The 26,091-nt window shown below is 49.7% G+C and carries 22 protein-coding genes and 1 pseudogene; all 23 read right to left on the bottom strand.

All coding sequences use genetic code 11. From position 1 onward, the window contains the following. Positions 1-13: 13 nt before the first annotated feature. Positions 14-970, bottom strand: a complete 957-nt coding sequence (locus tag ACQXR1_RS15805) for an ABC transporter permease (RefSeq protein ID WP_430772461.1) — start codon at positions 968-970, stop codon at positions 14-16. 54 nt (positions 971-1,024) lie between these two features. Next, positions 1,025-2,533: an extracellular solute-binding protein gene (locus ACQXR1_RS15810; protein WP_430772462.1), complete on the bottom strand. Its 1,509-nt coding sequence runs from the start codon at positions 2,531-2,533 to the stop codon at positions 1,025-1,027. A gap of 122 nt (positions 2,534-2,655) precedes the next feature. Beyond that, positions 2,656-5,229, bottom strand: coding sequence for a hypothetical protein (locus tag ACQXR1_RS15815; protein WP_071580781.1), 2,574 nt, complete (start codon positions 5,227-5,229; stop codon positions 2,656-2,658). Between the two features lie 43 nt (positions 5,230-5,272). After that, positions 5,273-7,267 carry a beta-galactosidase YesZ gene (gene yesZ / locus ACQXR1_RS15820; RefSeq protein WP_071584114.1) on the bottom strand — a complete coding sequence of 665 codons (1,995 nt, stop codon included), beginning with the start codon at positions 7,265-7,267 and terminating at the stop codon, positions 5,273-5,275. Positions 7,268-7,272: 5 nt separating this feature from the next. Further along, on the bottom strand, positions 7,273-7,926 hold the full coding sequence (locus ACQXR1_RS15825; RefSeq protein ID WP_071582180.1) for a rhamnogalacturonan acetylesterase: 654 nt from the start codon (positions 7,924-7,926) through the stop codon (positions 7,273-7,275). Between the two features lie 52 nt (positions 7,927-7,978). Beyond that, positions 7,979-9,817 (bottom strand): rhamnogalacturonan exolyase, encoded by a 1,839-nt coding sequence (gene rhgX / locus ACQXR1_RS15830; protein WP_430772463.1) that lies wholly within the window; start codon positions 9,815-9,817, stop codon positions 7,979-7,981. Between the two features lie 45 nt (positions 9,818-9,862). After that, positions 9,863-11,725, bottom strand: a complete 1,863-nt coding sequence (rhgW, locus tag ACQXR1_RS15835; RefSeq protein WP_430772510.1) for a rhamnogalacturonan lyase — start codon at positions 11,723-11,725, stop codon at positions 9,863-9,865. 120 nt (positions 11,726-11,845) lie between these two features. Continuing rightward, positions 11,846-12,472, bottom strand: coding sequence for a YesL family protein (locus tag ACQXR1_RS15840; protein ID WP_430772464.1), 627 nt, complete (start codon positions 12,470-12,472; stop codon positions 11,846-11,848). Then, entirely contained in the window at positions 12,469-13,131 is a 663-nt protein-coding gene (locus ACQXR1_RS15845) for a YesU family protein (RefSeq protein ID WP_040083901.1), read from the bottom strand. Before ACQXR1_RS15845 ends, ACQXR1_RS15840 begins: the two co-directional genes overlap by 4 nt. Next, positions 13,124-13,822: a rhamnogalacturonan acetylesterase gene (rhgT, locus tag ACQXR1_RS15850; protein WP_304592924.1), complete on the bottom strand. Its 699-nt coding sequence runs from the start codon at positions 13,820-13,822 to the stop codon at positions 13,124-13,126. The genes ACQXR1_RS15845 and rhgT overlap by 8 nt, the downstream gene beginning before the upstream one ends. 13 nt (positions 13,823-13,835) lie before the next feature. Further along, positions 13,836-16,121, bottom strand: a complete 2,286-nt coding sequence (locus ACQXR1_RS15855; protein ID WP_430772465.1) for a helix-turn-helix domain-containing protein — start codon at positions 16,119-16,121, stop codon at positions 13,836-13,838. A gap of 23 nt (positions 16,122-16,144) precedes the next feature. Next, entirely contained in the window at positions 16,145-17,179 is a 1,035-nt protein-coding gene (gene yesR / locus ACQXR1_RS15860; RefSeq protein ID WP_430772466.1) for a rhamnogalacturonyl hydrolase YesR, read from the bottom strand. Positions 17,180-17,194: 15 nt separating this feature from the next. Beyond that, positions 17,195-18,085, bottom strand: coding sequence for a carbohydrate ABC transporter permease (locus ACQXR1_RS15865; protein WP_282374058.1), 891 nt, complete (start codon positions 18,083-18,085; stop codon positions 17,195-17,197). A 3-nt stretch (positions 18,086-18,088) separates the two neighbouring features. Beyond that, positions 18,089-19,018 (bottom strand): carbohydrate ABC transporter permease, encoded by a 930-nt coding sequence (locus ACQXR1_RS15870; RefSeq protein WP_082033060.1) that lies wholly within the window; start codon positions 19,016-19,018, stop codon positions 18,089-18,091. Further along, the gene (locus ACQXR1_RS15875; protein WP_227099733.1) at positions 19,015-20,298 is read right to left on the bottom strand and encodes an ABC transporter substrate-binding protein; all 1,284 of its coding nucleotides are present in this window, start codon (positions 20,296-20,298) and stop codon (positions 19,015-19,017) included. Before ACQXR1_RS15875 ends, ACQXR1_RS15870 begins: the two co-directional genes overlap by 4 nt. A gap of 103 nt (positions 20,299-20,401) precedes the next feature. Beyond that, positions 20,402-21,508: a two-component system response regulator YesN gene (yesN, locus tag ACQXR1_RS15880; RefSeq protein WP_430772467.1), complete on the bottom strand. Its 1,107-nt coding sequence runs from the start codon at positions 21,506-21,508 to the stop codon at positions 20,402-20,404. Next, a complete protein-coding gene (gene yesM, locus ACQXR1_RS15885) occupies positions 21,508-23,241 on the bottom strand; it encodes a two-component system sensor histidine kinase YesM (RefSeq protein ID WP_430772468.1) in 1,734 nt (577 codons plus the stop codon). The genes yesN and yesM overlap by 1 nt, the downstream gene beginning before the upstream one ends. After that, on the bottom strand, positions 23,238-23,861 hold the full coding sequence (locus ACQXR1_RS15890; RefSeq protein ID WP_069840026.1) for a YesL family protein: 624 nt from the start codon (positions 23,859-23,861) through the stop codon (positions 23,238-23,240). Before ACQXR1_RS15890 ends, yesM begins: the two co-directional genes overlap by 4 nt. A 120-nt stretch (positions 23,862-23,981) precedes the next feature. Continuing rightward, positions 23,982-24,286 (bottom strand): annotated as a pseudogene (locus ACQXR1_RS15895) (YesK-like family protein). A 22-nt stretch (positions 24,287-24,308) separates the two neighbouring features. Next, positions 24,309-24,851 carry a GNAT family N-acetyltransferase gene (locus tag ACQXR1_RS15900; RefSeq protein WP_326274298.1) on the bottom strand — a complete coding sequence of 181 codons (543 nt, stop codon included), beginning with the start codon at positions 24,849-24,851 and terminating at the stop codon, positions 24,309-24,311. A 124-nt stretch (positions 24,852-24,975) separates the two neighbouring features. Next, the gene (cotJC, locus tag ACQXR1_RS15905) at positions 24,976-25,545 is read right to left on the bottom strand and encodes a spore coat protein CotJC (protein ID WP_014663115.1); all 570 of its coding nucleotides are present in this window, start codon (positions 25,543-25,545) and stop codon (positions 24,976-24,978) included. 14 nt (positions 25,546-25,559) lie between these two features. After that, on the bottom strand, positions 25,560-25,823 hold the full coding sequence (cotJB, locus tag ACQXR1_RS15910) for a spore coat protein CotJB (protein WP_014663114.1): 264 nt from the start codon (positions 25,821-25,823) through the stop codon (positions 25,560-25,562). Further along, complete coding sequence (gene cotJA, locus ACQXR1_RS15915) at positions 25,807-26,055, bottom strand: spore coat-associated protein CotJA (protein ID WP_003219489.1); 249 nt, start codon at positions 26,053-26,055, stop codon at positions 25,807-25,809. Before cotJA ends, cotJB begins: the two co-directional genes overlap by 17 nt. Positions 26,056-26,091 lie beyond the last annotated feature (36 nt).

The following is a 26,091-nucleotide window of genomic DNA, read 5'->3' on the forward strand; positions in this document are numbered from 1 at the left end:
ACCTCTCCCTCCTCTAAAACAATCCTTCCTGGTCAAACTTTTTCGCAATGTAATTGGCGCCGAAAATCAAGATGATTCCGACAAGCGATTTAAACAACCCCACCGCCGTGCTGTAGCTGTACGCGCCTTGGGTAATCCCCATCATGTACACGTACGTGTCAAAAATATCAGCCACGCTGCGGTTGAGCGAGTTCGTCATCAAATACACCTGTTCAAAACCGAGATTCAAAAAGCTGCCGATTCTTAAAATCAACAAAACGATAATGGTGCTTCTGATTGCCGGCAGCGTAATATGCCACATTCTCCTGAACCGGCCCGCTCCGTCCATGATGGCGGCTTCATACTGCTCTTGGTCAACAGTTGCCAGTGCGGCCAAGAATAGAATCGTCCCCCAGCCTGTCTCCTTCCAAATGCTTTGCATCACAATCATCGGGCGGAACCAGTCTGCATCAGACAAGAAAGAAATCTGCTCACCTGTCAGGCTCATAATCATTTTGTTGATCACACCTGTATCGACAGTAAAGAAAACGAAGGTGATGCTGACCACAATTGTCCAGGATACAAAATGGGGCACGTAAATAAAGGTTTGGATACATCTTTTATACACGGCCTTTCTCACCTCATTCAAAAGCAATGCCAAAATGAGCGGCGCGGGAAAGGCAAACAACAGATCCATGCTCGCCAGCATGAGGGTGTTGCGCAGCAGCCGGAAAAAATCCGGATTCATAAAAAAGTCTTTGAAGTAATCAAAGCCGACCCATTCGCTTTTCCAGAAGCCGAGATATGGCGAATAGTCTTTAAATGCGATCAGGACGCCCCACATCGGCAAGTATTTGAAAATCAAAAAATAAAGCAGACCTGGAATAAGAAGAAGATAAAGCCATTTGTCCCGTTTGAGCGCAGCCATCCAACTGATGCCTTTTCCAGCAGTGAGAACAGGTGAATCTCCCTTCTTCGGCACTGTTTCCATATCTGTTCTCCTTTCGTGGTACCGGCGCGCCCGCCGAGCGGCAGGCGCATCGGTTTATTTTGACGATTGATACAATTTGTTCAAGTCCTTCATCAGGTCATTGCCGCCGCTTTTTTTCCAAAGCTCCACCGCATCCTCGAACCCGTTTACATCAATTTCTCCAATGATAAATTGTGTTCTCGCGTCGAGAATGATGTTGTCAAGCTGGGCTCCTTTTTGGGTATAGACATCGGATACAAGCGACTCAGCCGGGTTAAAGACGGCTATTTTTTCTCCTTCAGTTATGATGTCTTTGCGATGCTGAAAGAGCTTTGTTTTCTGCTCTTCGATGTAATACTCGCTTTTCGGGATCGACATGCTGAACTGCGCCAAGCCTTCATGCTCATATAGGAGGGATTTGTTGTTTTTTTCAAGTGAGGTGAATACGCCGTCCTTGAGCTCGTAATTGCGCCCCTCCACTCCGTTGTTCGTGAGAATCTGCGCTTCCTTATCATTCATTTTATCGAGGAAGGACAGCACCTCTTTCAGCTCTTTTTCGGTTTTGACGCTTGATTTTGGTATCGCGATCATGCCTGAATAACCGGATGTCGGAAAGGTGCGCTTGCCATTCGGCCCCTCAAGCGAGCCGACAATATCAATGATATCCTTGTTCGATTCATCCGCCTCCTCCATCGCGCTTTGGATCTGAGACGCTCTGGAGCCTGTATCAACGATGACACCCGCTTTTCCTTTCACAACCGGATCATTCCACTTTGCTGAATCCATGACCGCAAAATCCTTATTGATCAAACCCTCATCATAGAGCTTTTTAAAAAACTTGAGCGCCTCCATGTATTCCTTCGTTGTAAAATCAGGAATCAGCTTTCCGTTTTCAACACCGTAGCGGTTCGGGGCGCCGAACCAGATTTGCAGAACATCCCACGGGCTTCCGTTGCCGAGCCCCATCCATTTCGGCACGACCATTCCGTACGTGTCATCCTTGCCGTTCCCGTCAGGATCTTTTTCCTTAAAAGCTTTCAGCACTTCATAGAAATCATCAAGCGTTTCCGGCATATCCAGGCCGACATTTTTCAGCCAGTCGGTTCTGATGATCATACACGCCCTGATCAGGTCCCTCGTTCTGTAGACTCCGTACACCTCGCCGTTCACCGAGCTGTTCTTCAAAATCTTTTCATCTGCCTGACTTAAATTCTTGTAGTCTTTTAAATAAGGAGACAGCTCCCAAAATGCCCCTGCTTTGACAGACTTGATAAAGCCGGCTGACTTATCTTTAATGACAATCGCGTGAGGCATCTCTCCTGAAGCCATGACGATGTTGAATTTGTCGTTGTAGGATGAATCAGGCACCCATGTCACCTTAATCTCTTTGCCTGTGTATTTTTCGAGCGCTTTTAATGAAGGGCTCTTTTCACTCGGGCTTTCCGGCGATAAGAGCGGCGCCATAATGTTAATCGTGTCTTTCGAACCGCCCGCTGAACTGGATGTTTCCGAATTGCTGCATCCGGCGATCATCATGGCAGCAAGCGGCAAGGCCAGCCATTTTTTTCGCATTTTTATTTTCATGATGCGTAAGTCCCCCTTTTTTTCACTTTGCATTTCCCCTTTGCCTCTCTCAATATAAAGCGCTTACATAAATTCTTGCAATCTTCATTTTTTGCTTCGTTTCTCCTATGAAATTCCGGCTGTTATCCTTTTTTGCCCGACGTTTCTTTTTTTGCCGGAAGGGAATCTCCGATCAGTTCCAGCGCTGTTATGACGTTCAAACACCATTGGGAGACAGTATTGGTTGTCACCCACGGGAGTTCCTCCAGCTGCGTCCATGTCTCGATGCGCTCGGGTTTGATCGGAAGCGGCGTATGGCTGAGCTTATCATCGAGCAAAAGATTCCACGCTTTGGCGGCGAGATGAGGATCTTGTTTTTTTCTCGCGGCGTAGGCTGTCATACCGGCGGCGAACATCGGCCAGTGAAAATGCCCGTCATGAAGTGCGCCTCCGCTTTTTTTGCGTTTTTCCTCATCACTGAGGGTGTAAAATTCGCCGAATTCACTCAGCATTTCCTCCCATTCCCGGTCATCAAGAAGCTCAGCCAGCTCCATCCACACTTGCGGCGCGCCGAAGGCAATGATCATATGATATCCGCCCGCAATGCCGTCTCCCATGTGATGAAGCATCGAAGTCGCCGGATCATATTCAAATGTCGGGCCGGATAATAAGCGGAGCGGCAGCTGCTTTAGACAGTTGATGCCCGTTTCGATTTTTTTGAGATATTCCGGATTTTCGGTACGCTCCCATTCCGCCAGCCAGTTCGAGCAAAACGCCGCCCAGTCCGGCCCCGTTCTCACGTGAGTCGGGTGCTTGCCTTTCTCGTAAAAAGCGCGCATCGGATCGGTTTTGACAAGGGCATAATCGGCATCCTTCACTTCTGTCAAAAGATCTCCCGTCCGTTCATCACCCGTCAGATAATAATAGAATTTATAAAGTCCGGCCATGCTGATTCTCGCTTCCTTGCAGCCGCATCCCCAGTGCACAACGTTATGCCGTGAGCCAAGCCCGGCGTATTCACCGAGATGAAAGCTGTCCGTTTCACTCGTGTGGCGGGTCATGGCTTCTGCCATTCGGAAGATATCCTCTCTGCCTGAGCGGAAAAACGCCTGCCACAGCCATAGGGTCGGAACGAGCTCATTGTTTTGCCAGGCGTATCCGCCGAGATCATATCGCCACATGTGCCGAATTGGATCATACGTATGCATGACATCGCCATAATGCCAAAATCCGTACCATTTGCGCTGCTCTACTTCCTTTTTATAAAACAGAAAGGCGGCGTCAAGCTGTTCCTCCAGCTCTTTTTTGAGCGGATGGGATGTGTCAATGATGCTCCAAACCCCGAGCGCTTTTGATTCGTAATAGACGTTCGGCTCGCATACCAAGAGCGGCGGCGCCTGCCATTTGTCAGCGAGCACATTTAGGACTTCATCAGACGGCATGTGCGAAAAGCACGCCAGGCTGATTTCATTCGTGTTCGCAATGCCGGTCGGATCAGAGCGCATTTCCTCAAAGCCTTCATACGCGCTGGCCACATGGGTATGTCCTGTATAATGCCGCAAATCCATCGCTTCTCCATCCGGGGGCCAAAGCCAGACGGTCATTTTTGGGCGGCTGCCGGCAAGACCTGTGATTTCCAGAGCTGACGGATATTTCTCAAAGAAATACCGCAGGCCGAGAGCCACACCGCCATTTTCGCCGCCCGCATAGCAAAGCCCCTTCGCCCGGCTGCCATGCAGCATTCCGACCCACGCATAATCTTTTCCGGTCCGTTTTGACAGGCTGTAATGATCGCTTGAATCCTGAACAAGCTTCACATCGTCCCATACCGCATTCTGTGTTCCGTGCGCAAGCCATTCCTTATGCTCTTCATCTGGTGACAGCGTTTCGCCATTGATTTGTTTTTCATAAAGCGGATACCGTTCATTGAATTTACGTGTGCCAAACAGCTGGGCGGGTTCTTTGTACATCCCCTTCTCTCCCGCAAAACGAAAATGGCGGTTGTACGGCTCTCCCTCCAAAAAAAGGTCAAATTCGATGCCGATCCCCTTAATGAATTCTTGTTTACCGCTCCTGTCAATTAGCTGCGTGTGCACAAGGCCGATCTCAGACAGCCCGGCATAAAACGTCAAACGGATGACAAACGGCAGCCATTCTTCATTCGTTTTATGGAGCACATGAATTCCCTCGATTTTGACCACTGCTTTGACAGGACCGCTTTGCTCAATCGCCGCCTGTTTGATAAGGCTGACAGATGTTTCTTGAAAAAGAACCGTTTCCGCCGCTGACTCCTTTTTCGTTTCTCTTATGGCAACGAGCCTCCCGCCTGCGGCGATCGGCTTTCCGTTGATCTGCAGCGATTGAATGAAATCAAAGCCTGTTTTATGAATGGTACAGACGAGCGTTCCTGTATCCACTTGGATGTCATGCGCTGACTCGTGAATGCTGATCGATTTTGTCGGCTGCGGTGCATCTCCTTTTTGTACTGTAAAGCTTTGGTTCTCCTGACCGCCAAACACCGCCGCGTGCTTCGTCCACTTGATGCTCCCGTCAGGCCAATAGGCCGACGGTTCGCTTTGCACATATCGCATTTCCGCGTTTTCATTCAGAAGCGCCAGACGGTCACCCTTTTTTAATTCTCCTTTTTTCCATGGCACGCCCCACGTCACACCGCTTGTCACTTTTGGCTGTTCTGATAACCATTTGATCTTTTTCATCGGTCTCTCCCTCCATAGAAAAAAGCTGATTCGATGCAAAGAATCAGCTGTGATTGTCAAACTGAATTACACGGTATTCATGCGGTCCGACCGCCAGCCTCCCCGCCTTTTCCAAACGTTTTTTCAACAGATCCGTTCCCGCTTCCGGCAGTGTCACGCTTCCGCCTTTTCCATCCATATTCACGATGATCCACACGAGGCCGTTATCGCCTTTGCGCGGGGCAACGATCGTGCCGGGTGTCACATCCGAGCGGACAGAAATGGCTGCCTCAGCGGCGTAATGCCTGACAAGCGCCTCCAGCATCGCATCCCCGTCTTTCCCGGTTGGAAGCGAGCCCAGCATGACGATTTTCCCCTCGCCGTAATTTCGTTCCGTCAAAAAAGCATGGCCCGCTCCCGGTCCCGATTCAACCGTGCCAAGGATGTTTCCGCTCTCTGTGTCAAACACCGCGCTCCACAGTCCGAGCGGCGCAGTGATGCCAAACGCTTTTCCTGTATTCACGTTCTCGTTCATCGGAAAGGTGAACAGCGTGTTGATCCCTGACGTTTTCTCAAGTTCGCCAAGTCCGCAATCGGTATGAATCGTATGCTCGCATGTGCGCCCTCCTGTCAGCGGCCCGGCGATCCAGATGCCGCCGGCTTCAGTGAATGCCGTAGCCTTTTTGATAAATTCAGAAGACAAATGCGGCACAAATGGCGTAAACAGCAAACGATAGCCGTCCAGCGGAGCGCCTTCCGGAATGAGGTCACGGTGAATCCCCGTATTGAGAAGGCGTTCATAAAAATGCGTCACAAGCGAACGGTGCCGGAGTCCCCGGTGAGGCTCAGTTTTGATAAATGCTTTTGCTCTGTCAGAGTACGTCATCGCCGCCTCGGCTTGAACGGGTTCAGTCGATAGAATAATCGGTTCGATTTCCTTTCTTGCCCGCTCAACCGCCAGCACATTTGGGTAGCCGATGGTGGGCTCGCCCCAGGCACTGAGAACCGAACCGTGGGAAATCTCGCTGCCTGAACGCTGCTGCCGCCACAGCCAGTAGCAAAACCCCTGGCTTCCTAAGGCGTAGGACGATACGGCTTCGGCCTGCAAATACCCGTCGGCGTGCGGGTAAGCGGAGCTTTCAAGCGAGGCGGCATACGATGGACTCGTTTCCAAAATCCAAAATGGGCGCCCCTGTTTCAGATTTCTCCATAAATCACAGTTCAATAAAAAGGCAGAGACGTTTTCCTGCGAAGCGTACGTATCATAGGAGGCAAAATCGAGATTCTGAAACATTCGCTCATTGTCCACGCTGAACATGACTGATCCGTTATGCGTGATCGGCGCATCTGAATAGCAGCGGATAATTTTGGCCTGTTCATCCGCAAACGAAGCGATCATCTCCATCGAAAACAGCTGATACATGGTCCTTAAAGAGGCGTGATGCAGAAACGGGGCCGGCCCCGGCTGCGGCACTTGCTCAAACGTCTGATAGGTTTCGCTCCACACATCGGTTCCCCATGCTTCGTTTAACCGCTCAATCACGCCATAGCGGTTTCTGAGCCAGTCATGCCATAAGCGCAAGCACGTCTCACACATGCATTCTGCGACATGGCATTTAAACTCATTGTCTAGCTGCCAGCCAATCAGTCCCGGGAGCTGGCCAAGCTCCTTGGCGATGGCTGTCGTGATGATGGCGGCTCTTTTTCGGAAGTACGGGTTGTTCGTACAGGCGTGCTGACGGGAGCCATGCCCCATGATCTCTCTTTTTTCATTGACATGCATGCGTTCGGGCCGGCCGTGTGACAGCCAAATCGGCGGGGTAGGCGTCGGCGTGCACATGATCGTCTCGATGCCGCTATCATACAGCCGGGTGATGATTTCTTTGAAAAAAACGATGTCAATTTTTCCTTCTTCAGGTTCCATGACAGACCAGGCAAATTCGCCGATCCGCACAACATTCACGCCAACTTCACGCATGATGTCAATGTCCTGCTGAATCGTCTCTTCATCCCATAATTCCGGATAATAGCAAGCCCCATGATATAGTTTTCTCCTCACATTCTTCACCCTTCTTTGATGATCGATTCTGTCAATGGCAGGCCGAGCTCCTTTATGCCTCTTGCCACAAGTTTCGCCATTTCATTTGCGCCTTTTTTTGTGAAATGCGTGTAATCGTTAATCCCTTCTGAAACCATAAAATAGGTGTACACCTTTTCCTCGCCCTTCTCAGTAAAGAAAGCAAGGCTTTTCTCCATTAGATCTATGAGCTGGACATTCTCCTCAGCAGCCGTTTGCTTCATGGCAATGCAATAATCAGGAAAATCGTTCAAAAACACGCCGTTTTCGTAGTGAAATCGGGCTACGGGGGTAATGAGAAGCGGATGGGCGCCTTTTTCCCGCGCACCGGCGATGTACTGTTTTAAATATTGTTTATAGGTAGTATAAGGCTCGGTGTAGCGCTCCGGCTTATTTTTCGATGCGTCATTATGGCCCATCTGCACAAACAGCCAATCATCCGGCTCGATCACATCAAGAATCGCCTGAAGCCTGCCCTCTTCCACAAATGTTTTCGAGCTTCTTCCCCCAATCGCTCTGTTGATTACTTGGATATGCTCCGGCAGATGCGAGCCGAGAAACTGCCCCCAGCCCCCTTGATTTGTGCTGTCTCCATACGTTTGAACAGTCGAATCGCCGGCGAGATAAATATGATTTGCCATTTTTTCATTCCTCCTCGTTTTTTATACGGCTGCTTCTTATCCCTTAGTCCTCCTACAGCGGTGCCTCCGCTTTGCTGCCCGCTATGTACAGGGCGGGCCTCGGCGGTTTTTTCATCCCTGTACCGAGGAAAAAGCTCGTGTGCGGGGGCTGGTTGTAGGCGGTGTTCTGCCAGGCGATGCCGAGCCTGTAAACCGGATCGTGCATCAGCGTGTAAAAACGGTGGCGAGTGAGATGTGTCGTTGTATAGATACGGAGTGCGCTGCTGTCTTCCGTTCTCCATATCACTTCTTCCCGCCAGTCCCCGAACAGGTTGGCCTGAAGAACCGGATTTCCTTTCGTGCCGTTGTTGGACAGCACGCCGTCCGGTCGAAATATCGTCTTCAGACAGCTATTTTCAGCATCCCATTTTTCAATCTTTGGCCTGCCAATCGTTCCGTCCCAGTCATGATCAAGCAGTTCTCTGACCAAATCTCCGTCCCACCAGATGGCGAAATTGGCTGAAGCGGGCGCTCTGTCGCTGATTTTTTCTCCTTTGCTCGTAAAAAGCCCATACGACATACCATCATTGCCCGGCGGATCAATTCCCCAGACGAGCGACCCTTTGTAGCTTGGATCAATATGAGCCGCCATGCCCCGGCCAACATCAGTTCCAGCGTGGACGCCCCATAATATCTCACCGGTTCCGGCATCCCGCAGTGACAGTCCGTACGGCTTCGTGGCATCCTCATGCACCTGGAACACCTCAAGCCCTTTTCGTGACGGGTCCAGATCCCCTACATGCATCGCGTCTCCGTGTCCGAGCCCCGTTGAGTACAGGCCGGTTCCGTCATGATCGACCGCCATTGCGCCATAGATGATTTCATCCTTTCCGTCTCCGTCCACATCTGCCACGCTCAAGCTGTGGTTCCCCTGTCCTGCGTACGCTTCATGTCCCGGATGGTTGGAGTCAAATACCCAGCGTTTTTTGAGCCTTCCGTTTCTGAAATCGTATGCCACGAGCACGGCTCTCGTATAGTAGCCGCGCGCCATTACGAGGCTCGGCCGCTCCCCATCCAAGTAAGCGATTCCAGCGAGAAAACGGTCCATCCGGTTTCCATAGCCGTCTCCCCAATCCTCCAGCTTGCCGCGGGGCGGTTCATATTCCACGGTCGTGAGCGCCTCACCGGTTTCTCCTTTAAACACGGTCAAATATTCCGGACCGGACAGGATTCTGCCCTGTTCGTTCCTAAAATCGGCATGCTCATCACCGATGATATGTCCTTTCCCGTCTGTTGTGCCGTCAGCTGTTTTCATGGCGATTTCTGCTTTTCCGTCACCGTCCAAGTCATACACCATAAATTGCGTATAATGAGCGCCCGCTCTGATGTTTCTGCCGAGGTTGATGCGCCACAAAAAGGTGCCGTCCAGTTTATAGGCATCTATGAGCACCTCCCCGGTATAACCGTCATGAGCGTTGTCTTTTGAATTGGACGGATCCCACTTCAGGATTATTTCATATTCTCCATCCCCGTCTACATCTCCGACACTGGCATCATTGGCGCTGTAAGTGTACGGCTTTCCGTCCGGCGTCACACCGCCTTCCGGTTTGGCAAGCGGAACCTCAAGAACATTTTCCTGCCAAACACGTGCTTCCTTGGAAAGCTTTTCTTCCCGTCCTTTATTGACAGCCGCCACTTGATAAACAGAGTCTGCCGTTCCGTTTTGATCAAGAAAATTGGTGCTGTCAGCGATCGGATCGCGGGTGATTCGCTTTCCATCTCGATAAAGGTGAAAAGCCGTCGTCTCATGATCCGTTCCGAGAAAACGCCAGCTGACAAACACGCCCTGTTCTGTCTGTACCGCAATCAAACCTCTGGTCAAGTATTCCATTTGCCTCTTTTTCGGTTTCATTTGATGGGAACGGGCTGGGCGCAGCCCGTTCCTTCCCCCTTTCAGTTAAGGCGTATACATATTCGGTTTTGGCTGTTCCGCCATGCCGTCTCCTAAAAAGAAGCTTGTGTGCGGCGGCTGGTTATAGGCGACATTTTGCCAGGCGATGCCAAGCCGGTACACAGGATCATGCATCAGCGTATACAGCCTGTGCTCAGTCGGAATGGCCGTCGTATAAATGCGGAGCGCGCTGCTGTCCTCCGTTCTCCACACCACTTCCTCACGCCAGTCTCCAAGCAGGTCAGCCTGAAGTGACGGCGTTGCTTTTGTACCGTTGTTTGCGGCTGCGCCTGATGCGGTCAGCACATTTTTCGATGCGCCGTTTTGATAATCCCACTTATCAATTCGGTTGCTGTCCAGCTGTTCCCGCAGCAGGTCGCCGTCCCACCAGATGCCGAAGTTGGTCGAGGACGGAGCCCCGCTTCCGATTTTGGCCCCTTTCGCTGAGTAAAGGGAACCGTTGGCCCACACTTCCTGCCCCGGATAACGCGGGTCGATATCAGCAGCCATTCCGCGGCCTACATCCTTGCCGGCATAAACGCCCCAAAGGATTTTTCCGGTTGCCGCATCACGGAAGGATAAGCCGTATTTGGCGTTTTTGTCCTCATGTACCTGAAACACCTCAAGCCCCGGCCGGCTCGGATCAAGATCCCCGGCATGGAGGGCATCCCCATGGCCTAAGCCCGTTGAGTACATGCCTTTGCCGTCATGATCAACAGCCATTGAGCCGAAAATAATCTCATCTTTTCCATCCCCGTCAACGTCCGCAATGCTCAGGTTGTGATTCCCTTGTCCTGCGAACGCTTCATTTCCTGGCTTTGAGGAGTCAAGCGTCCAAAGCTTTGACAGCTTTCCGTCCCTGAAGTTATAAGCGACTAGCATGGTTTTGGCATAATACCCTCTGGTCATGATCAGACTCGGCCGCTGTCCATCAAGGTAGGCGATGCCGGCGAGAAAACGGTCAACACGGTTGCCGTAGCTGTCTCCCCAATCCGATACATTGCCGCGCGCCGGTTCAAAATTTGCGGTGACAAGTTCTTTCCCGGTTGTCCCCTGGAACACAGTAAGGTATTCCGGTCCTGACAGCACACGCCCCTGTTCATTTCTGTAATCAGCATTGGCATTTCCAATCACTTTTCCAGTGCCGTCTTTTGTCCCGTCCGCCGTTTTCATTGCCACTTCCGCTTTTCCGTCACCATCAAGGTCATACACCATAAACTGGGTGTAGTGCGCGCCCGCTCTGATATTTTTGCCGAGATTGATCCGCCATAGCTTCGTTCCGTTCAGTTTATACGCGTCAATCAGCACGTCACCTGTATAGCCATCCTGCGAGTTGTCTTTTGAGTTAGATGGGTCCCATTTCAGGATTAGCTCGTATTGCCCGTCACCATCCACATCGCCAACACTTGCGTCATTGGCGCTGTAGGTGTAAGCTTCACCTTTTGGTGTCGTGCCGCCAGCCGGTTTATCCAGCGGGACGGAATGATACGGCTGCGCCCATACGGAGGCTTTTTCAGATGCCGCCTGTTCGGTACCGTTAACGACGGTACGAACCGTATACGTTGAGCTGGTCGATCCGTTTTTATCCACATAGTTCGTGGCTTTGACAGGCGCAGCATTCAGTTTTTGCCCGTCTCTGTACACATTGAACAAAGCAGATGCGTTTTCAGTGCCAAGAAACCGCCAGCTGACAAAAATGCCTCCGTCCGTCTTGACCGCGACAAGCCCCCGGTTCAGCGCTTCCATCTGCCGCGCTGCCCCTTCAGCTTTCACAGGATATACAGAGGCTCCCATCACCAACAAGACCAGCAACGTAACAGTGGTAAACATGCGTTTCCTTCGTGTAATCATCAGACAGCTCCTTCTTATTTTTCTGTAAGCGCTTACCTAAATTGGATTTTATGCGCTGTGTGAGCTGTCTTCAATTTCATTTTTTTGCATCTGCCTATTTCGGCCACTGCACTTTTTTGCGTATGTGTCATTTTTTTGTTACCCAGCTTGGTGATGCTGGGCCTCCGTCTTTTGAAATCCCCTAAGAGCAAAAAACATCATCACAAGCCCAAATAAACAGGGGCCGTAAAATGGAATCAGGCCGGGAAGCGTATACAGCAAATAAAGGACAAATCCGCACCCGATCAGCATACAGCCAGTCGTCAGCGGCCTCATGGCGCCAAACAGCAGTGCCTGCGGAATATATTTGCGAAGCGGGAGCTGGTAATGCACATAAAGGGGAAACACATACATCAGCGCAATGATATACAAAAGCCCCGCGAGCAGCGTGCAGCTTGTTACGGCAAAGGACAGCCAATCCGTACTGGCCGAAAAATAATGATAGTTCGTGGACAATATGAGCAAAAGAGCCGAAAACGCCAATCCGATCGCATTAACTTTGAGAAACTCTTTTTTATAGGTATTGAGAAATAACGGAAATACCGGTACATCTTTTTGCCCCATCAGCCATTTTCTTATCACGGCACACATCGCGGCTGTGCTCGGCGCCCATCCGAAAAGAACGCCGCCCAAAAGGGTAAACAACAGCCACAGCCCGTTGAGCCATGCGATTTTCACCACCACTTCGCATCCTGCATAGAGCGCGTCCGTTACGGTCGTCTTCATCTTCTCACCGCTTGATGTACGGCAAAATCTCTGTAAGCGGCTTTCATGGGCGCCATCTGCCGGAACCCGATTTTTCCTTTAGTTAATATAGGCCCGTATGTGTTGCCGTCGTCCATCCACTCAAGAATGGGTAGATCATTGATTGAAAAGCGCACATAGCCTTTGTCTTTAATGAGCTTCATACGATACGGAGAATCAGCGTCGTCTGGAGAAGGCAGCGGATCGGCTCCCATTGCGGCGAGGTGGAAACCGCGGCTTTTTCTTAAATTGCAGGTGCGGAATGCTCTTTCCTCCGGGTATTTTCTGCGGAAATATGACAGGTGGAGAGTGTTGATATCCCCTGAATGATACTCGGGGTATTTTCCCGTTCTTTTCTGGAGACTTGGATCAAATAAATCCTCGCCCCCAATCCCCGCAGCGGAAAAAAACAGCATACATAGTCCCGGCTGCTCAATCGGGGAGAAATCCCATGTCACTATGATGCCGTCTGGAAAGGTTTCCGGACACCAAAAGACAAAGTGCGCTTCGTCCTGGACATGTGACAGGTGCATGCTGTGATCATCAAATGAGATCTGTCCGCCACCCTCCATCCGCCAGTTCTTCACATCGCTTTCTGACTGGAGCGGATTTCGGTACAGGCACGCGCCTTTCTTATACATGTTCTTTTCCCTCCCGGCTCACAAGATGGTCCTTCAGCGGAAGTCCAAGCTCTTCAATGCCTTCTGCCACAAGCTTTGCAACCTCCATTGCACCTTTTTCCGAAAAATGCGTATTGTCCTCAATGCCGTCCGGATAATTCGGATGTTCATTCGGCTGAAACCAAACGAACAATCGCTTTGACTCCTCAGGACCGTATGCTTCATACAGCACCTTTGTTTTCGCGAGCAGATCAATCACAGGTACATCGAGCTCCTTCGCCAGTGCTTTCATCGCATCGGGATACTCACCGAGCGTATGCTCGATCCGTCCGTTTTCGTCAAAGCGGCGGCGCTGCACCGATGTGACGAAAACAGGATGCGCGCCCTTTTCGCGTGCCGTATCTGCAAACAAGGTAAGAAACTGCTGAAATGTGGAGTACGGCTTCGTCCCCCGCGGTTTTTGGTCATTGTGGCCGAATTGAATCAACAAATAATCGCCTTGTGTCATGCGCTCGGCAATTGCTTGAAGCCTTCCTTCCTCCACAAAAGAGTTGGTGCTTGCTCCTCCTTTGGCGTGATTGTGCACCACTACCTCTTCAGAAAACAATTGCCCGAATACCTGCCCCCATCCCGCCATCGGCGCTTCATGAGGCGGGCAGTCACTCACAGTGGAATCCCCGGCCAAAAATACGTGAATCGGTTTCTCCATCACATGTTCTCTCCTTTCACGGCGTTTCCTGATACATTTGCCTGAAGACACCCGGCGGCATGCCGACCTGTTTTTTAAAAATCCGGTTGAAGTAATTGTGGCGGTAGCCGACTTCTTCTGACACATCATGAATTTTTTTATTCGTATTGACCAGCAGTTCTTTCGCCTTTTCGATTCTGATCTGGGTCACATAATCGATAAAGTTAATGCCGGTTACTTGCTTAAATGCCTTGCTTAACGTATATGAATTCATGCCAAGCGCATCGGCACAGCTTTCCAATGAAATGTCCGCCATATACTGATCGTGAATCATCGCAATCACACGTTCTACCAGCTGCTTTTGCTGTCTGTTTTTTCTGCCTTCAAGCTTGAAAAGGTAAGGCGTCACCACAATATCCATCAGCCAGGCCGCCGCTTCATTAGGTTCGCGCAATTCTGATATATCAAGAAGCAGATTCCGATGCTGAAACAGTTCGCTGGGATTAAGACCGGAATGCAAAATATCCTCCTGAATGCGTGAGAACAGCTGAATCAGGGCAGAATGCACATGCCTGTCTATGGCCGCCTTTTCCGCCAGTTCCTTCATACATCTATTTATCAGTTCCTGGGCTTCCTGTTTTCTTTCCAGCCGGATGGCCTGAACAATCTGTTTTTCCAGCTCAAAAGGGTAATAAGGGGCAGACTGCTTATCCTGCGGGAAGTCGGTCTGTAAATCAATGACCTGGTTCCGATTGGCAAACTGCCTGCGGGATTTGCCGCTTTTCACATCCTGAAATAAAGAAGGGATTTCCGTGACACGTTCCGTCCTGCTGCTCAATGTCGAGGTCAGGCATAGTCCGGTTACATCCCCAAATTGGCGTGCCAGCTCCGTTATATACATTTTGAGATCAGAGCTGTTTGTTGTCATCACAAGCACGGTGACAGAAACCCGGCCGATATCAAGTATGGAGAGCTGAAAAACGCGTTTAGCCGCCAATTCCTCAGCGATATTAGTCAGTGTAAACACAGCGAGCTGTTCATCATCACAACAGAAGATGCTGTTTTCATAGCGGAGCCCTGTCAATTGAAGGTCCAGCACATGAAACTCGTTTTCGCCGATGTTCCAGCCGGCCTCCTCCATCCGAGATCTGAGACTTTCCTCGTTGTCGTAGTAAAAATCACCCTGCAAGAGATGCTGCAAAAAACTCTTTTTCATATGGGGCGTCTGCCGCAGGAGCTGCTCTTGGAGCTTCCGGCTTTCAATGGATAGATCCTGCCATCTCTTTTCAATCCACTTGAATTCATCCTGCCCGGATGCCTGCCATACTTTCTTCTCTCCACCGGTAAACAAGCCAAGCAAGTGCTGGATGGGACGATAGATTTTTTTTGATGCATACCATGTCATGCATACCGCCAAACCGATGCAAATGACAAGCATCGCGATGATTACTTTGGATAAAAACACCATCGGCGCTGTAATGGCAGAAAGAGGCGCCGCTGACACAAAGGTCCATTGCTGATGCATTCGGTTCATTTCTCCAAAGGAAACGGAATACACCTTGCCGTCCCATTCCATCTGAAAATGGCCTTTCTCATTCGGCTGTTTTTTTACTTCATGAAGCAAAGTCTTTTCAAAATCTTTTTCCCCCTCATGAAAGAGCACCTCTTGATTTTGATCCAAAAGCAGCGCAATGCCATCAGGATAAGGGGACAAGCTTTGCAGGATCGATGCCATTTCTTTCAGATCAACAGCCAGCATGATCGCGCCGAACGGTTTCTCCGCCGCGCCCGGAATGAGTTGAATCAGCATCGCTTGATTTCCCGACCGCTTCCAATAAATGCTTTGGTCTGAGGCAAGCAGCGAGCGATACTTGCGAAGCGCCTCCCGTTCTGTCAAAGCGCTGTATTCGGGGCTCAGCACAAGAGGCCGGGGGCTGTTCAGAAAGATGGAAGCCCGCTCGATCAGCGGCTGCTGGTCCCGCAAAAGAAACAGCTTTTTCGTTAATTGATAGGAAAACGTAAAGTCTTTCTCCAAATCCCTCTCGGCCAATCCGTTCATCAGCGAAGAATCGTAGGCCATCTGGGTGAGAGCCAGCTCAAGCACGCCCAGCTTCTCATCCATTCGGCTGACCTCACGCGCCACCTGTGCTTCATGCGATCTCTGCAGCTCTTTCTCCACCTTGTCGATCGAAAGAAAATAGATTGCGCCGCCAGTCAGTAATCCGGGAATACAGGCAATCAGCAAAATGAAGAAAAAGTTTCTTTTGAAATACGTTCCCTTCCAGCGAGAAACCCGTTCCTTCTGTTGAGGCTGTTTTTTCATCCCTTTCCCCCCGCCGCTGGTCTTTACTGATACACGCGTTTTTTCGTTCTCAACACATCAGCAAGAAACGTCAGCGCAAGCCCCTGTCCCCATCCTTGTATTCGTTTGTTAGGCACCTGTTTGTATCCTTCGGCATTTTTCATGACAGCTGTCCCGGCCGATACCTTGCTGACCCGTCCGTCCTCTTCCACCGCATCCAAAATGGCGGCAAGCGATTTCTGCACATATTTTGTATAGAGCTTTCCGCTTGACAGCAGAGCAGAGGCAATGCCGGCCGATGCCGAAACCTCCAGATAAGAATCCGGATCATCCAAAATCGTATGCCACAGCCCTGATTCATCCTGAAGCCGGACAAGCGCGCTCAGCTGGTCTCTGAGCGATCCGTCAATGATCATAAAGGAAGGATGCGTCACCTCAATGAGCGGGAGCGCCTTTGCCATTGTGAGTGCCGCCCAGCCGTTCGCCCTTCCCCAATAAATCCCCGACAGATGGTTTTGCGCTTTGTTGTCCCAAGCGTGGTAGTACAAATTCGTGACAGGGTCCTGAAGCACGTCCTCATGTCCGTGAAACTGGCGCAGACCATCTTCAAAATAATCCTCACGCTCCATCACGCGCCCGATTCTCAGCATAAACAGCCCCGCCATCATCAGCGTATCTGCCCATGCCTGCTCAGGAAATACATATTCAGCCGCATTCACCGTATGCTGAAGGATGCCCTCGCCAAAGCGCGGCGCCTTATGCAGCACATATTCCGCCATCTCGCCCGCTGTTTCCAAATACACGTCATCACCCGTCACCTTGTGGAGGAACAAAAGCGTATGCCCGATAGAAACGCCATTGATCGAAAGCGGCGGCAGCCCATCCTCCAGCTGTTCATCCACCCACGTTTTTAGCAGATTGATATATTCCTCGTTTTCCGTCGCCTCGTAGGCCTCCGCCACGCCGTAAAATGCGACGCCGCCGGGCCAATCCCACGCAAAATCCATCTGAAATGTCCGTTTCACGATCCGATCAATGACGGACGACACCTTTTCTTCATCAAAGATAAGCTGTGCCATCTGCAACACTCCTTTTTATTTTAATCCGGTCGTACTGATGCCCTGAACGATATATTTCTGAAACAAAAAGAATACAAGAATCACAGGCAATAATGAAACGGCTGACATCGCAAACATCGCGCCCCAGTTCGAAGCCGATTCCGTATCGAGAAAAAGCTTCAGCGCAAGTGAAACAGGGTAAAGCTCCGGTTTATTCAAATACAAAAGCGGCTGAATCAGCTCCTCCCACTTCCAATAGAAGGAGAAAATCGCAGACGTCGCGAGCGCCGGGGCAATCAGCGGGAGAATGATCCGCCAAAAGCAGGCAAAGCGCCCGCATCCGTCGATTCGTGCGGCCTCATCCAGCTCCTCGGGAATCGTCCGGATAAACTGGATCATCAGAAAAATAAAAAACGCATGCCCGAAAAATTGCGGAACGACAATCGGTTTAAAGGAATTCAGCCAGTCTAACTTCGCAAACATAATATACTGCGGAATCATCAGCACTTCATGGGGCAGCATTAACGTCCCCATCATGCACGCGAACCAAAACTTTTTACCCTTAAACGGAATACGCGCAAATCCGTACGCAATGACAGCCGATGACAGGACGGCGCCGATTGTTGACAGCCCGACAATAATCGCCGAGTTTTTAATAAAGGTCAGAAACGGCTGCCCCGCAATGCCCTTCCATCCCTCAGCATAGTTACTGAGAATAAAAGGATCGGGAATGAGAGAATGAGAGGTTGTAAAAATGCTGGCGCTTTCCTTAAATGAGCTGACAAACAGCCAAATGACCGGATACAGCAATAACACCGCCAGCGATGCCGTAAAAACATGGAACAGTATGCGTTTGGGCCTGACGCGCCCGGTTTTTTTCCTCTCAAAAACCGGGACTTCTCTGACAGGCTGGTTGATCGGCTCCATCCGTCATTCCTCCTTTGACTCGTAATGAACCCAATATGACGATGTTTTAAACAGGATCAGCGTTATCAGCCCGACAATGATAAGCATGACCCACGCCATCGCCGATGCGTAGCCCATTTGAAAATAGTTAAACGCCCGCTGGAACAAATAGAGCGAATACAGAAGCGTCCCGTCAAGCGGTCCTCCCTCTCCCTTCGATATGATATAGGCAGGTGTAAATGTCATAAATGCTGAAATTGTCTGCATCACAAGGTTAAAGAAGATAATCGGTGTGAGGATCGGAAGCGTGATCTTAAAGAAACGCTGCGCCCGATTCGCCCCGTCCACACTTGCCGCTTCCAAATACGCAGACGGAATGTTTTTCAGCCCGGCCAGAAAAATCAGCATTGATGACCCGAACTGCCAGACGGAAAGCAGAATCAATGTCCACAACGCACTTGTCGGGTTCTGATACCAAAGAATTTTTTGATCAATCCCGACAAAAAACAGCAGCGCATTGATGACCCCGTCATTGCCAAAAATATTGCGCCACATAATCGCCACGGCCACACTCCCGCCGATGATCGAAGGCAGATAAAAGAGCGTTCTGTAAATGGCCGTTCCTTTTGCTGCATTGTTTAAGATGACAGCGATAAAAAGCGCGAAGCCGAGGCGGAGCGGAACCCCGGCAAGCACATACGTAAACGTCACCTTCAACGACTGCCAATACTTTTCGTCACCCGTAAACATTTCCTTAAAGTTGTCGAGCCCGATCCATTTCGGCGCCGTAAACAAGTCATAGCTTGTGAAGGACAGAAACAGGGACGCCCCCATCGGAATGACCGTAAAGCATAGGAACCCAATGATAAACGGAGAAATAAAAGCATATCCCGCCAGATTGTCTTTTCTCATACTCCGGCTTTGTTTCATTGCGTCAGCCCCATTTCCCGTCAATTATTCCTCTCTAATATCTCATTGGCCTTTTTCCGGAACGTTTTGGCGGCTTTTTCCGGGGATACCTTCTGATACAGAATCTGATCAGACGTGTCCTTCAGCAGCTTGATGACCTCCGCGCTTCCCACAGGCTCCGGCGGATCGGCTTTGCTGATGTTTTTTGATGCGGTTTCCACATACTTCACAATGTTGGCTTCTTCCTCATTCAGTTTCGGTTTAATCGCATCCGCCACCTTGTCGGATACTGGCACTCCCCGCTCGCCTTTGATCAGCATGTTTGCCTCTTTATTGTTCACGAAGAAATTAATAAATTTGGCGGCCTCTTTTTTATGCTCAGAGCTTTTCGGAATGGAAAACAGCATACTCGGCTTCAGTGTCAGCGCCTTTTCCTTCATTTGCTCCGGCGGCAGATAGAGAGACAGCGGCGAGTCTGTCAACCGGGCAAAGCCCAAATATTGATTGGAGTAGTTCCATGTAATCGCTGATTTGCCTTTGACGATAAAATCGTCCTCCATCCCTTTAATCTGTGCGCTTTCATCAGGTGTTGGGGACGTTTTCGCTTTCACCAGCCTCAGCTGCCGTTCAAAATAATCGACAAACAGCTGATCATCCTGATACGCGAGGCCAGTGCCGTCTTCTTTATAAAAACGCTCACCCTTCGTGCGCAAATAATAAGGAAAGAAAATATCAGGGGGATGCATTCCGTTGGAGCCGTACACGCCGGCCTTTTCCTGAAGATCATACGCCAGCTTCTCGTAATCCTCCCACGTCCAGTTTTCCTGATTGATAGACACACCGGCTTTTTTCAGCAAATCTTCATTCGCAATCACAGACAGCACGTTGACACCTAGCGTAAACCCATAGAGCTTATTGTCGATTTTTCCGCCCGACAGCATATTCTCGTCGATTGAACTGACATCAATCGTTCCATCCTTTGTATACGGCGTTAAATCTTCCAGCTGGTTCTTCTTTCCGTATTGGGCTAAGTAAGCGGTATCCATTTGGATGACATCAGGAAGCTGGCCGGCGGCAGACATGGGCGCGAGCTTTTTCCAGTAGTCATCCCAGTTCGCAAATTCCGCTTCAATATGGACGTGCGGATTCTTTTTCTCGTAAAGTTCAATTACCTTTGTTGTATAATCATGCCTTGGCTGCCCGCCCCACCACGCGATTCTGAGCGTAACGTCTTCTTTTTTTCCCGAGGCCTCTTCACCCGCTGAACATCCGCTGAAAAAAAAGACGCAGACAAGGGATAACAGAACGTAACAAATCTTCTTCAAACCAATCCCCCCTTTAATGTAAGTGCTTACATTTTATTTTAAAGCGTTCAGATAGGGCGAAACACTCAAAAAACAGTGGCGAAAGTCAAAAAAACAGAGATGGCTATCCTGCGGAAGCGCCTCCCTGTTTTCTTCTGAATTCTGACGGTGTCAGACCGGTATATTTTTTAAAAACAAGACTGAAATACTTCGGATTATCGCCAAACCCGATTTCTTCAGCAATTTCTGATACACTCGCATCCCGCCTTATTTTCATCTGCTTCATCGCATGCTCAAGACGCACTCGTGTAACATATTGGGAAAACTTCTCGCCTGTTTCCTGCTTAAATAACTTCCCGAGATAATCAGGATTCATAAACATCATATCCTTCGCCGCCCATTTTAAGGACAGATTCGGGTTTCCGAGCTCGTCGGCAATAAGCCTGATCATTTTTGAAATCACTGCGCTCCCGTGCAGGTCACCAGACGCTTCAGCTGTATCCCGAAACAGCTGCCCCGCGTGCCGAAGTTCTCCCGCCTGACTGATAGCCATCTTGCGGTCCGCAAAAACCTCCGCCGCCTTTTCAGCGGCGTTCTCCTCTACAGCGAGCACGGTCCATTCTCCGCTGCCGCAAACCGCAGTCAGCGCCGTCCCGAGTGCCTTTCTAGCCGCGGTATCAATAGATTGGTCCCCTTTTAAGATCAAGAGGCGGACCTTTTTTCCGGCAAGCGAAGGCGGCGGTGACAGCTGGGCGACACCGGCGATCAAGCCTTCCAAGTATTGATCGGCAGCAAAGGAACGGATATGATCAAGCTCGTGTATCAGGTGGTCTGTTTTCTTTTTCCACACATCTTGCCGCTTCAGCTCAGCAATGATTTCCTCCAGCGAGCTGATAATCTGCTGTTCATTGCAGGGCTTTAGCAAATAATGCTTCACCCCATATTTCATAGCTTCCTTTGCGTACTCAAACTCTCCAAACCCGGACAGGACGATAAACTGCACCGACGGGCTGACGGCTGATACCTTTTTGATTAGCTCAAGCCCGTCCATGCCAGGCATTTTGACGTCTGTGATGACGATATGCGGCTGCTTATGTACAATCTTTTCATACGCTTCATGTCCGTTCTGCGCTTTGCCGATCAGTGAAGCGCCAAGCGCCTCCCACTCAATGATTCCCGCCATTCCATCAAGGATAATCCTCTCATCATCAGCCAGCAGTATTTTATACATCACACCACCTCATTTCGGCACGGTATTGTGATCACAATCCTCGTTCCCTTTTCATGCTTACTTTGAATACGCAATCCGTATGGCTCTCCGAATGTCAGGCTGATGCGCTCACGAATATTCCACAGTCCGATTCCTCTTCCGCCCGATGATTCAAGAATCCGTTCATCCATGCCAGGGCCGTTATCTTCGACCGTCATACAGACACAGTCCTTCGCCTTTTTCGCCTGAATCCGGATGGCGCACGGCCTTGTAAAGGGTTCAAGCGCGTATTGAATCGCATTTTCCGCAAGCGGTTGGAGCGTCAGTTTTGGAATGAGACAATGCTTCACCTCATCGTCAATATCCAACGTGAAATTCAAACGCTCTTCAAATCGAAATCGCTGAATGGTCATATAGTGGAGTACGATGTCCGCCTCCTCCTGAATGGTCACGATATCCTTCTTCATATGTATGCTGTTTCGCAGAAGAAAACCGAGCGATTCGACCATTTTTGAGATTTGCTTTTGCTGATTCGCCTTTGCGAGCCAATTGATGGACTCGAGCGTGTTATATAAAAAATGCGGGTTGATCTGGGCTTGCAGTGCTTTCAATTCGGTTTCTTTAATGATGAGCTGTTTTTCCACATTTTCTTCCATCAGCTCATTAATCCGTTTCATCATGACAGTAAAATGGCGGTTCAGCATGCCGGCCTCATCTTGTGTATGCTCCGGCAGAGAAAGCGATACACCCGCCTCAATGCCGCCGTGCTGTACCGATTTCATCGCGGTCACAAGCTGTTCAATCGGCTCCGTGATGCTGTTGGCAATTTTCCTTCCGAAAAGCAAAACCACACAGAAAAAGAGAAGAAAGAATGTGCCGATCACTGTTTTCATAAAGGAAATTTTTGCGAACATCTGATCAAAGGGGATGACGTTATAGTAGCTCCAATTTTGGTAGGATGATTGAAGGTAAGAAATAAAGTAACGTTTGCCATTCTTTTTTATCAAGTCATAACCTGGGTGCTTCAGCGTATCCTTTGCTGCCTCGGGAACATGCGCTGATGCATGTGCCGTATACACCAAATTCCCGCCTTGGTCAGCAATCATGATGTCTCCGACTGAATCGCCCCAATCCTTCGGAACATCACGAATCATCTGTTTGATATTGACTTGGATCAGCACCATGCCCAAGCCGTTCAAACTCAGCTGGTGATAGGATCTGATCTGCCGTGCTGAAATCAGGACGGGATCAGATCTGCCGAGCGTCATCCAAAGATTTCTTCCATTTTTCGCTTTCGCTCGCTTAAATACCTCTTCCTGCTCCTGCTTCAAAAGATCTGAAGAACTGCTTCCGGCCGAATACTCTGCACCGCGGGCATCAATCAAATGAATGGAGTCGATGTACTTTTCATCGCTGGCATATCCCGCAAGCTGATCCCACAGCTCCTGCTTCATTTGATATTGATCATACGTATCATCCCGATTTTGCATGCTCAGGATGCGCTGAATCTGTTCGTCTGTAATGATTTCATATGACACATCCTCTATCTTCTTCAGCTCGTCTTCGATCCTTTCAGAAGACATCCGCAGCACCTCCGAGGACTTGCGGTAAATCTGCTCATCATACACATGAAAGGCATACTGCACCCCGCTGTATACAAACAGAAAGGATACGGCCATAATCAACGATAGAAACACAAACAGCTTATCCTTAATCATCATCCGCCTGTACCAGCCAGCAATTCTTTTCTTCATGCCGCCTTTTCTTTCTCCTGCCGCTGATCCATTGACCGAAACGCTTTAAAGGACAGCTTCGTTAAGATCAGGCTGAGCAAACTCCCGCTGAAAAACAGCAAAAATGTGACATGAAACAGAACGAGACAAAGCACACCGACAGCGCCCGCCGCCATCAAAAGCGTCACCGCCGGGCGGCTGAAGGCAATCAAAAAGCTAATGCTCAGCACCTCTCTGATTTTTACGTCAAAATGAGAGAACACCGGGAACACATACAGCACAACAAACGCGAAAATCAAACTGATGCTCAGGAACACGTTGACGAGCACAGGCTGATCCATCTGAGCTGCTATCCGCATATCCGCAAACAGAAACAGGGCAGCCGTCACAACGATGAGCCCGATGATCTGTGATGCCCGCCATTCCTTTTTAAACGCCCGAATAAAGACAGTAAACACCGGGGCATCCGCATTCCCCTTCGCCCATTCTCTCGCCACTGTAAACATCGCGGCAGTAGCGGGCATCAGCCCAAACACAACCAGGCCAACAAGAGAAAACAAAATCCAAAGCACATTCAAATAGGCCAGTCTCATCACCCACGTACAAAAACGATTCAGCCCATTCGTCACACTGTGTATCATCTACATCACCTTCCCGTTATGGAAAACGCTTTCATTTTAAAGTACTATGTATTTCTCCTTTCGAAAGAAAATTCCTGCCGTTCTGTGAAAAATTCGACATGATGAGAGACAGCCTCCGTCTTATCTTTTCCTGTAACGCCGGATGGCCTTATCGATCAAATATCCGGCAATGGCTCCGCAAATAACATTGAATCCAAGCACTCCGAGCGCAGCCCCTTCCCAGCCGCGTACATACACGAGGCTGTACCAGATCAGAAACACACCAAGGACGATCAGCCCGGCCAATATCCATTCCGGCCGGCTTTTGTCAGGAAACTTCATCCGCATCAAAGCAGATACGCCAGTGAACAGACAAGCCGTCACGATCCCTGTCATAAATAAAATTGGCCACAACATCGCCTGCCCTCCCTTTTAGAAAAAGACAAAAAAGCCTCCTTGAAAGGACGCTTATTCTGTCGTAATCTCTTTCTCAAACAAATGATATCCGGATGCATCAGCACCCATGAATTCATATCCCATACGCCGATAAAAGGAATGCAGGGCGTCGTTATCAGCGACACAGTCAAGCCGGATCCGCGTTTTTCCTGGAAAGTGTATGCCCGTCTCCGCCCATTGAAGGACGCGTGCTCCAAGTCCTTGTCCCGCAAACCGGCGGCTTACTGCGAGGCGGTGCAAATAAATAGACTCCTCATGCCCATCGTCTCCCCAAAGCGTCCTGTCCCACTCACTTGGTTCAGGCAGCAGCATCACGACAGCCGCAAGCTCTTCATCCTTTTTAAACACAAACACATGCCCATCTGCAATTGAACCCGTGATATCATGTGTATCGTGGCCTTCCAGCAGTCCGCTCCATTGGTTAGAACCCCGATCCCGGAGCCATTCAGCTGTTCGGACGAGCAACCCGGTAATCGATTCTGCATCCTCATAGACGGCCGGACACGCGTAAAATCCATCTGCAATCGTTTCGTTCTCAATCTTAAAAGCTGACATAAAGGCCTCCCAATCAAAAAGTAAGCTTGCACACACACCTTGATTATAATGCAGACCAAACCGCAAAAACAGACCATTTTCTCTGTATGTAAAAGGGTGTATGAAAGAGAGGCCAATCTGCCTATTAGAAAATCTTCTTTTTATCTCGTTCTTCTTTTAAAATTTCAACCGCTTCCCTGAAGCGCATGGAGTGCACAATTTCACGCTCACGCAAAAAGCGCAGGGAATCGTTTAAATCAGGATCATCCGAGATATCAATCAGCCATTGATACGTCGCCCGCGCTTTTTCCTCTGCCGCAATGTCTTCATATAAATCGGCAATCGGATCGCCCTTCGCCTGAATATAAGTCGCTGTAAACGGCGCACCCGCCGCATTGTGGTAAAATAGCGCGCTGTCATGATTGACGTAATGATCGCCAAGGCCAGCTTCACGCAGTTGCTCCGGTGTGGCGTCTTTCGTCAGCTTATAGACCATGGTCGCAATCATTTCCAAATGGGCGAATTCCTCCGTACCGATATCTGTTAAAAGGCCGATGACCTTATCAGGAATTGTATAACGCTGGTTCAAATACCGGAGAGCCGCGGCCAGCTCGCCGTCCGCTCCGCCATACTGCTCAATCAAATATTTCGCCAGCGTCGGGTTGCACGTACTGACTTTGACAGGGTATTGCAGCTTCTTTTCATACACCCACATTCAGGCATTCCTCCTTATACTTGCCACGGCCATGGCCCTTTGCCCCAATCCCAATCCTCGCCCGCGGGGCTGTTGCCGAACTGCAGAAGCGGCCCGTAAGAGGATTCGAACTGTCTTTTTAAGTGCCTTGAATAGCCGGAATATTGATTGAATTGCTTCAGCGCATCTTCATCATGAGGATGTGTATTTAAATAAAGACTCAGCTCAACAAGCACAAAATCCGCGGCCTGTATTTGCTCAAGCTGACGATAATACTCGGCGTCAACCTTTTTTGCCATGTGCGTCTCCCCCTCGATAAGGGTTTTCATAAAAATCATAGAGATCCTTCCAAAGGGTGCCTTTCCTTAAAGCCTCCATCGGCGAAAACTGCTCCATGTGCTCAGGCTGAAAGGTCATATAAAGGTTAGGGGGCGTTCTGTAATATTTCTTCCCTATGGGCGGACAGGGATCAAAACGGCTGTGAAAGGGCGTATATGATTTGACAGGCGTAAACGGCTGCATATCCTTCATTCCGGCTCCTCCTTTCTCAAAAACAATGACCTTAAT

It is taken from the genome of Bacillus sp. ATD, from assembly GCF_050585765.1.
Lineage (GTDB): Bacteria > Bacillota > Bacilli > Bacillales > Bacillaceae > Bacillus > Bacillus stercoris.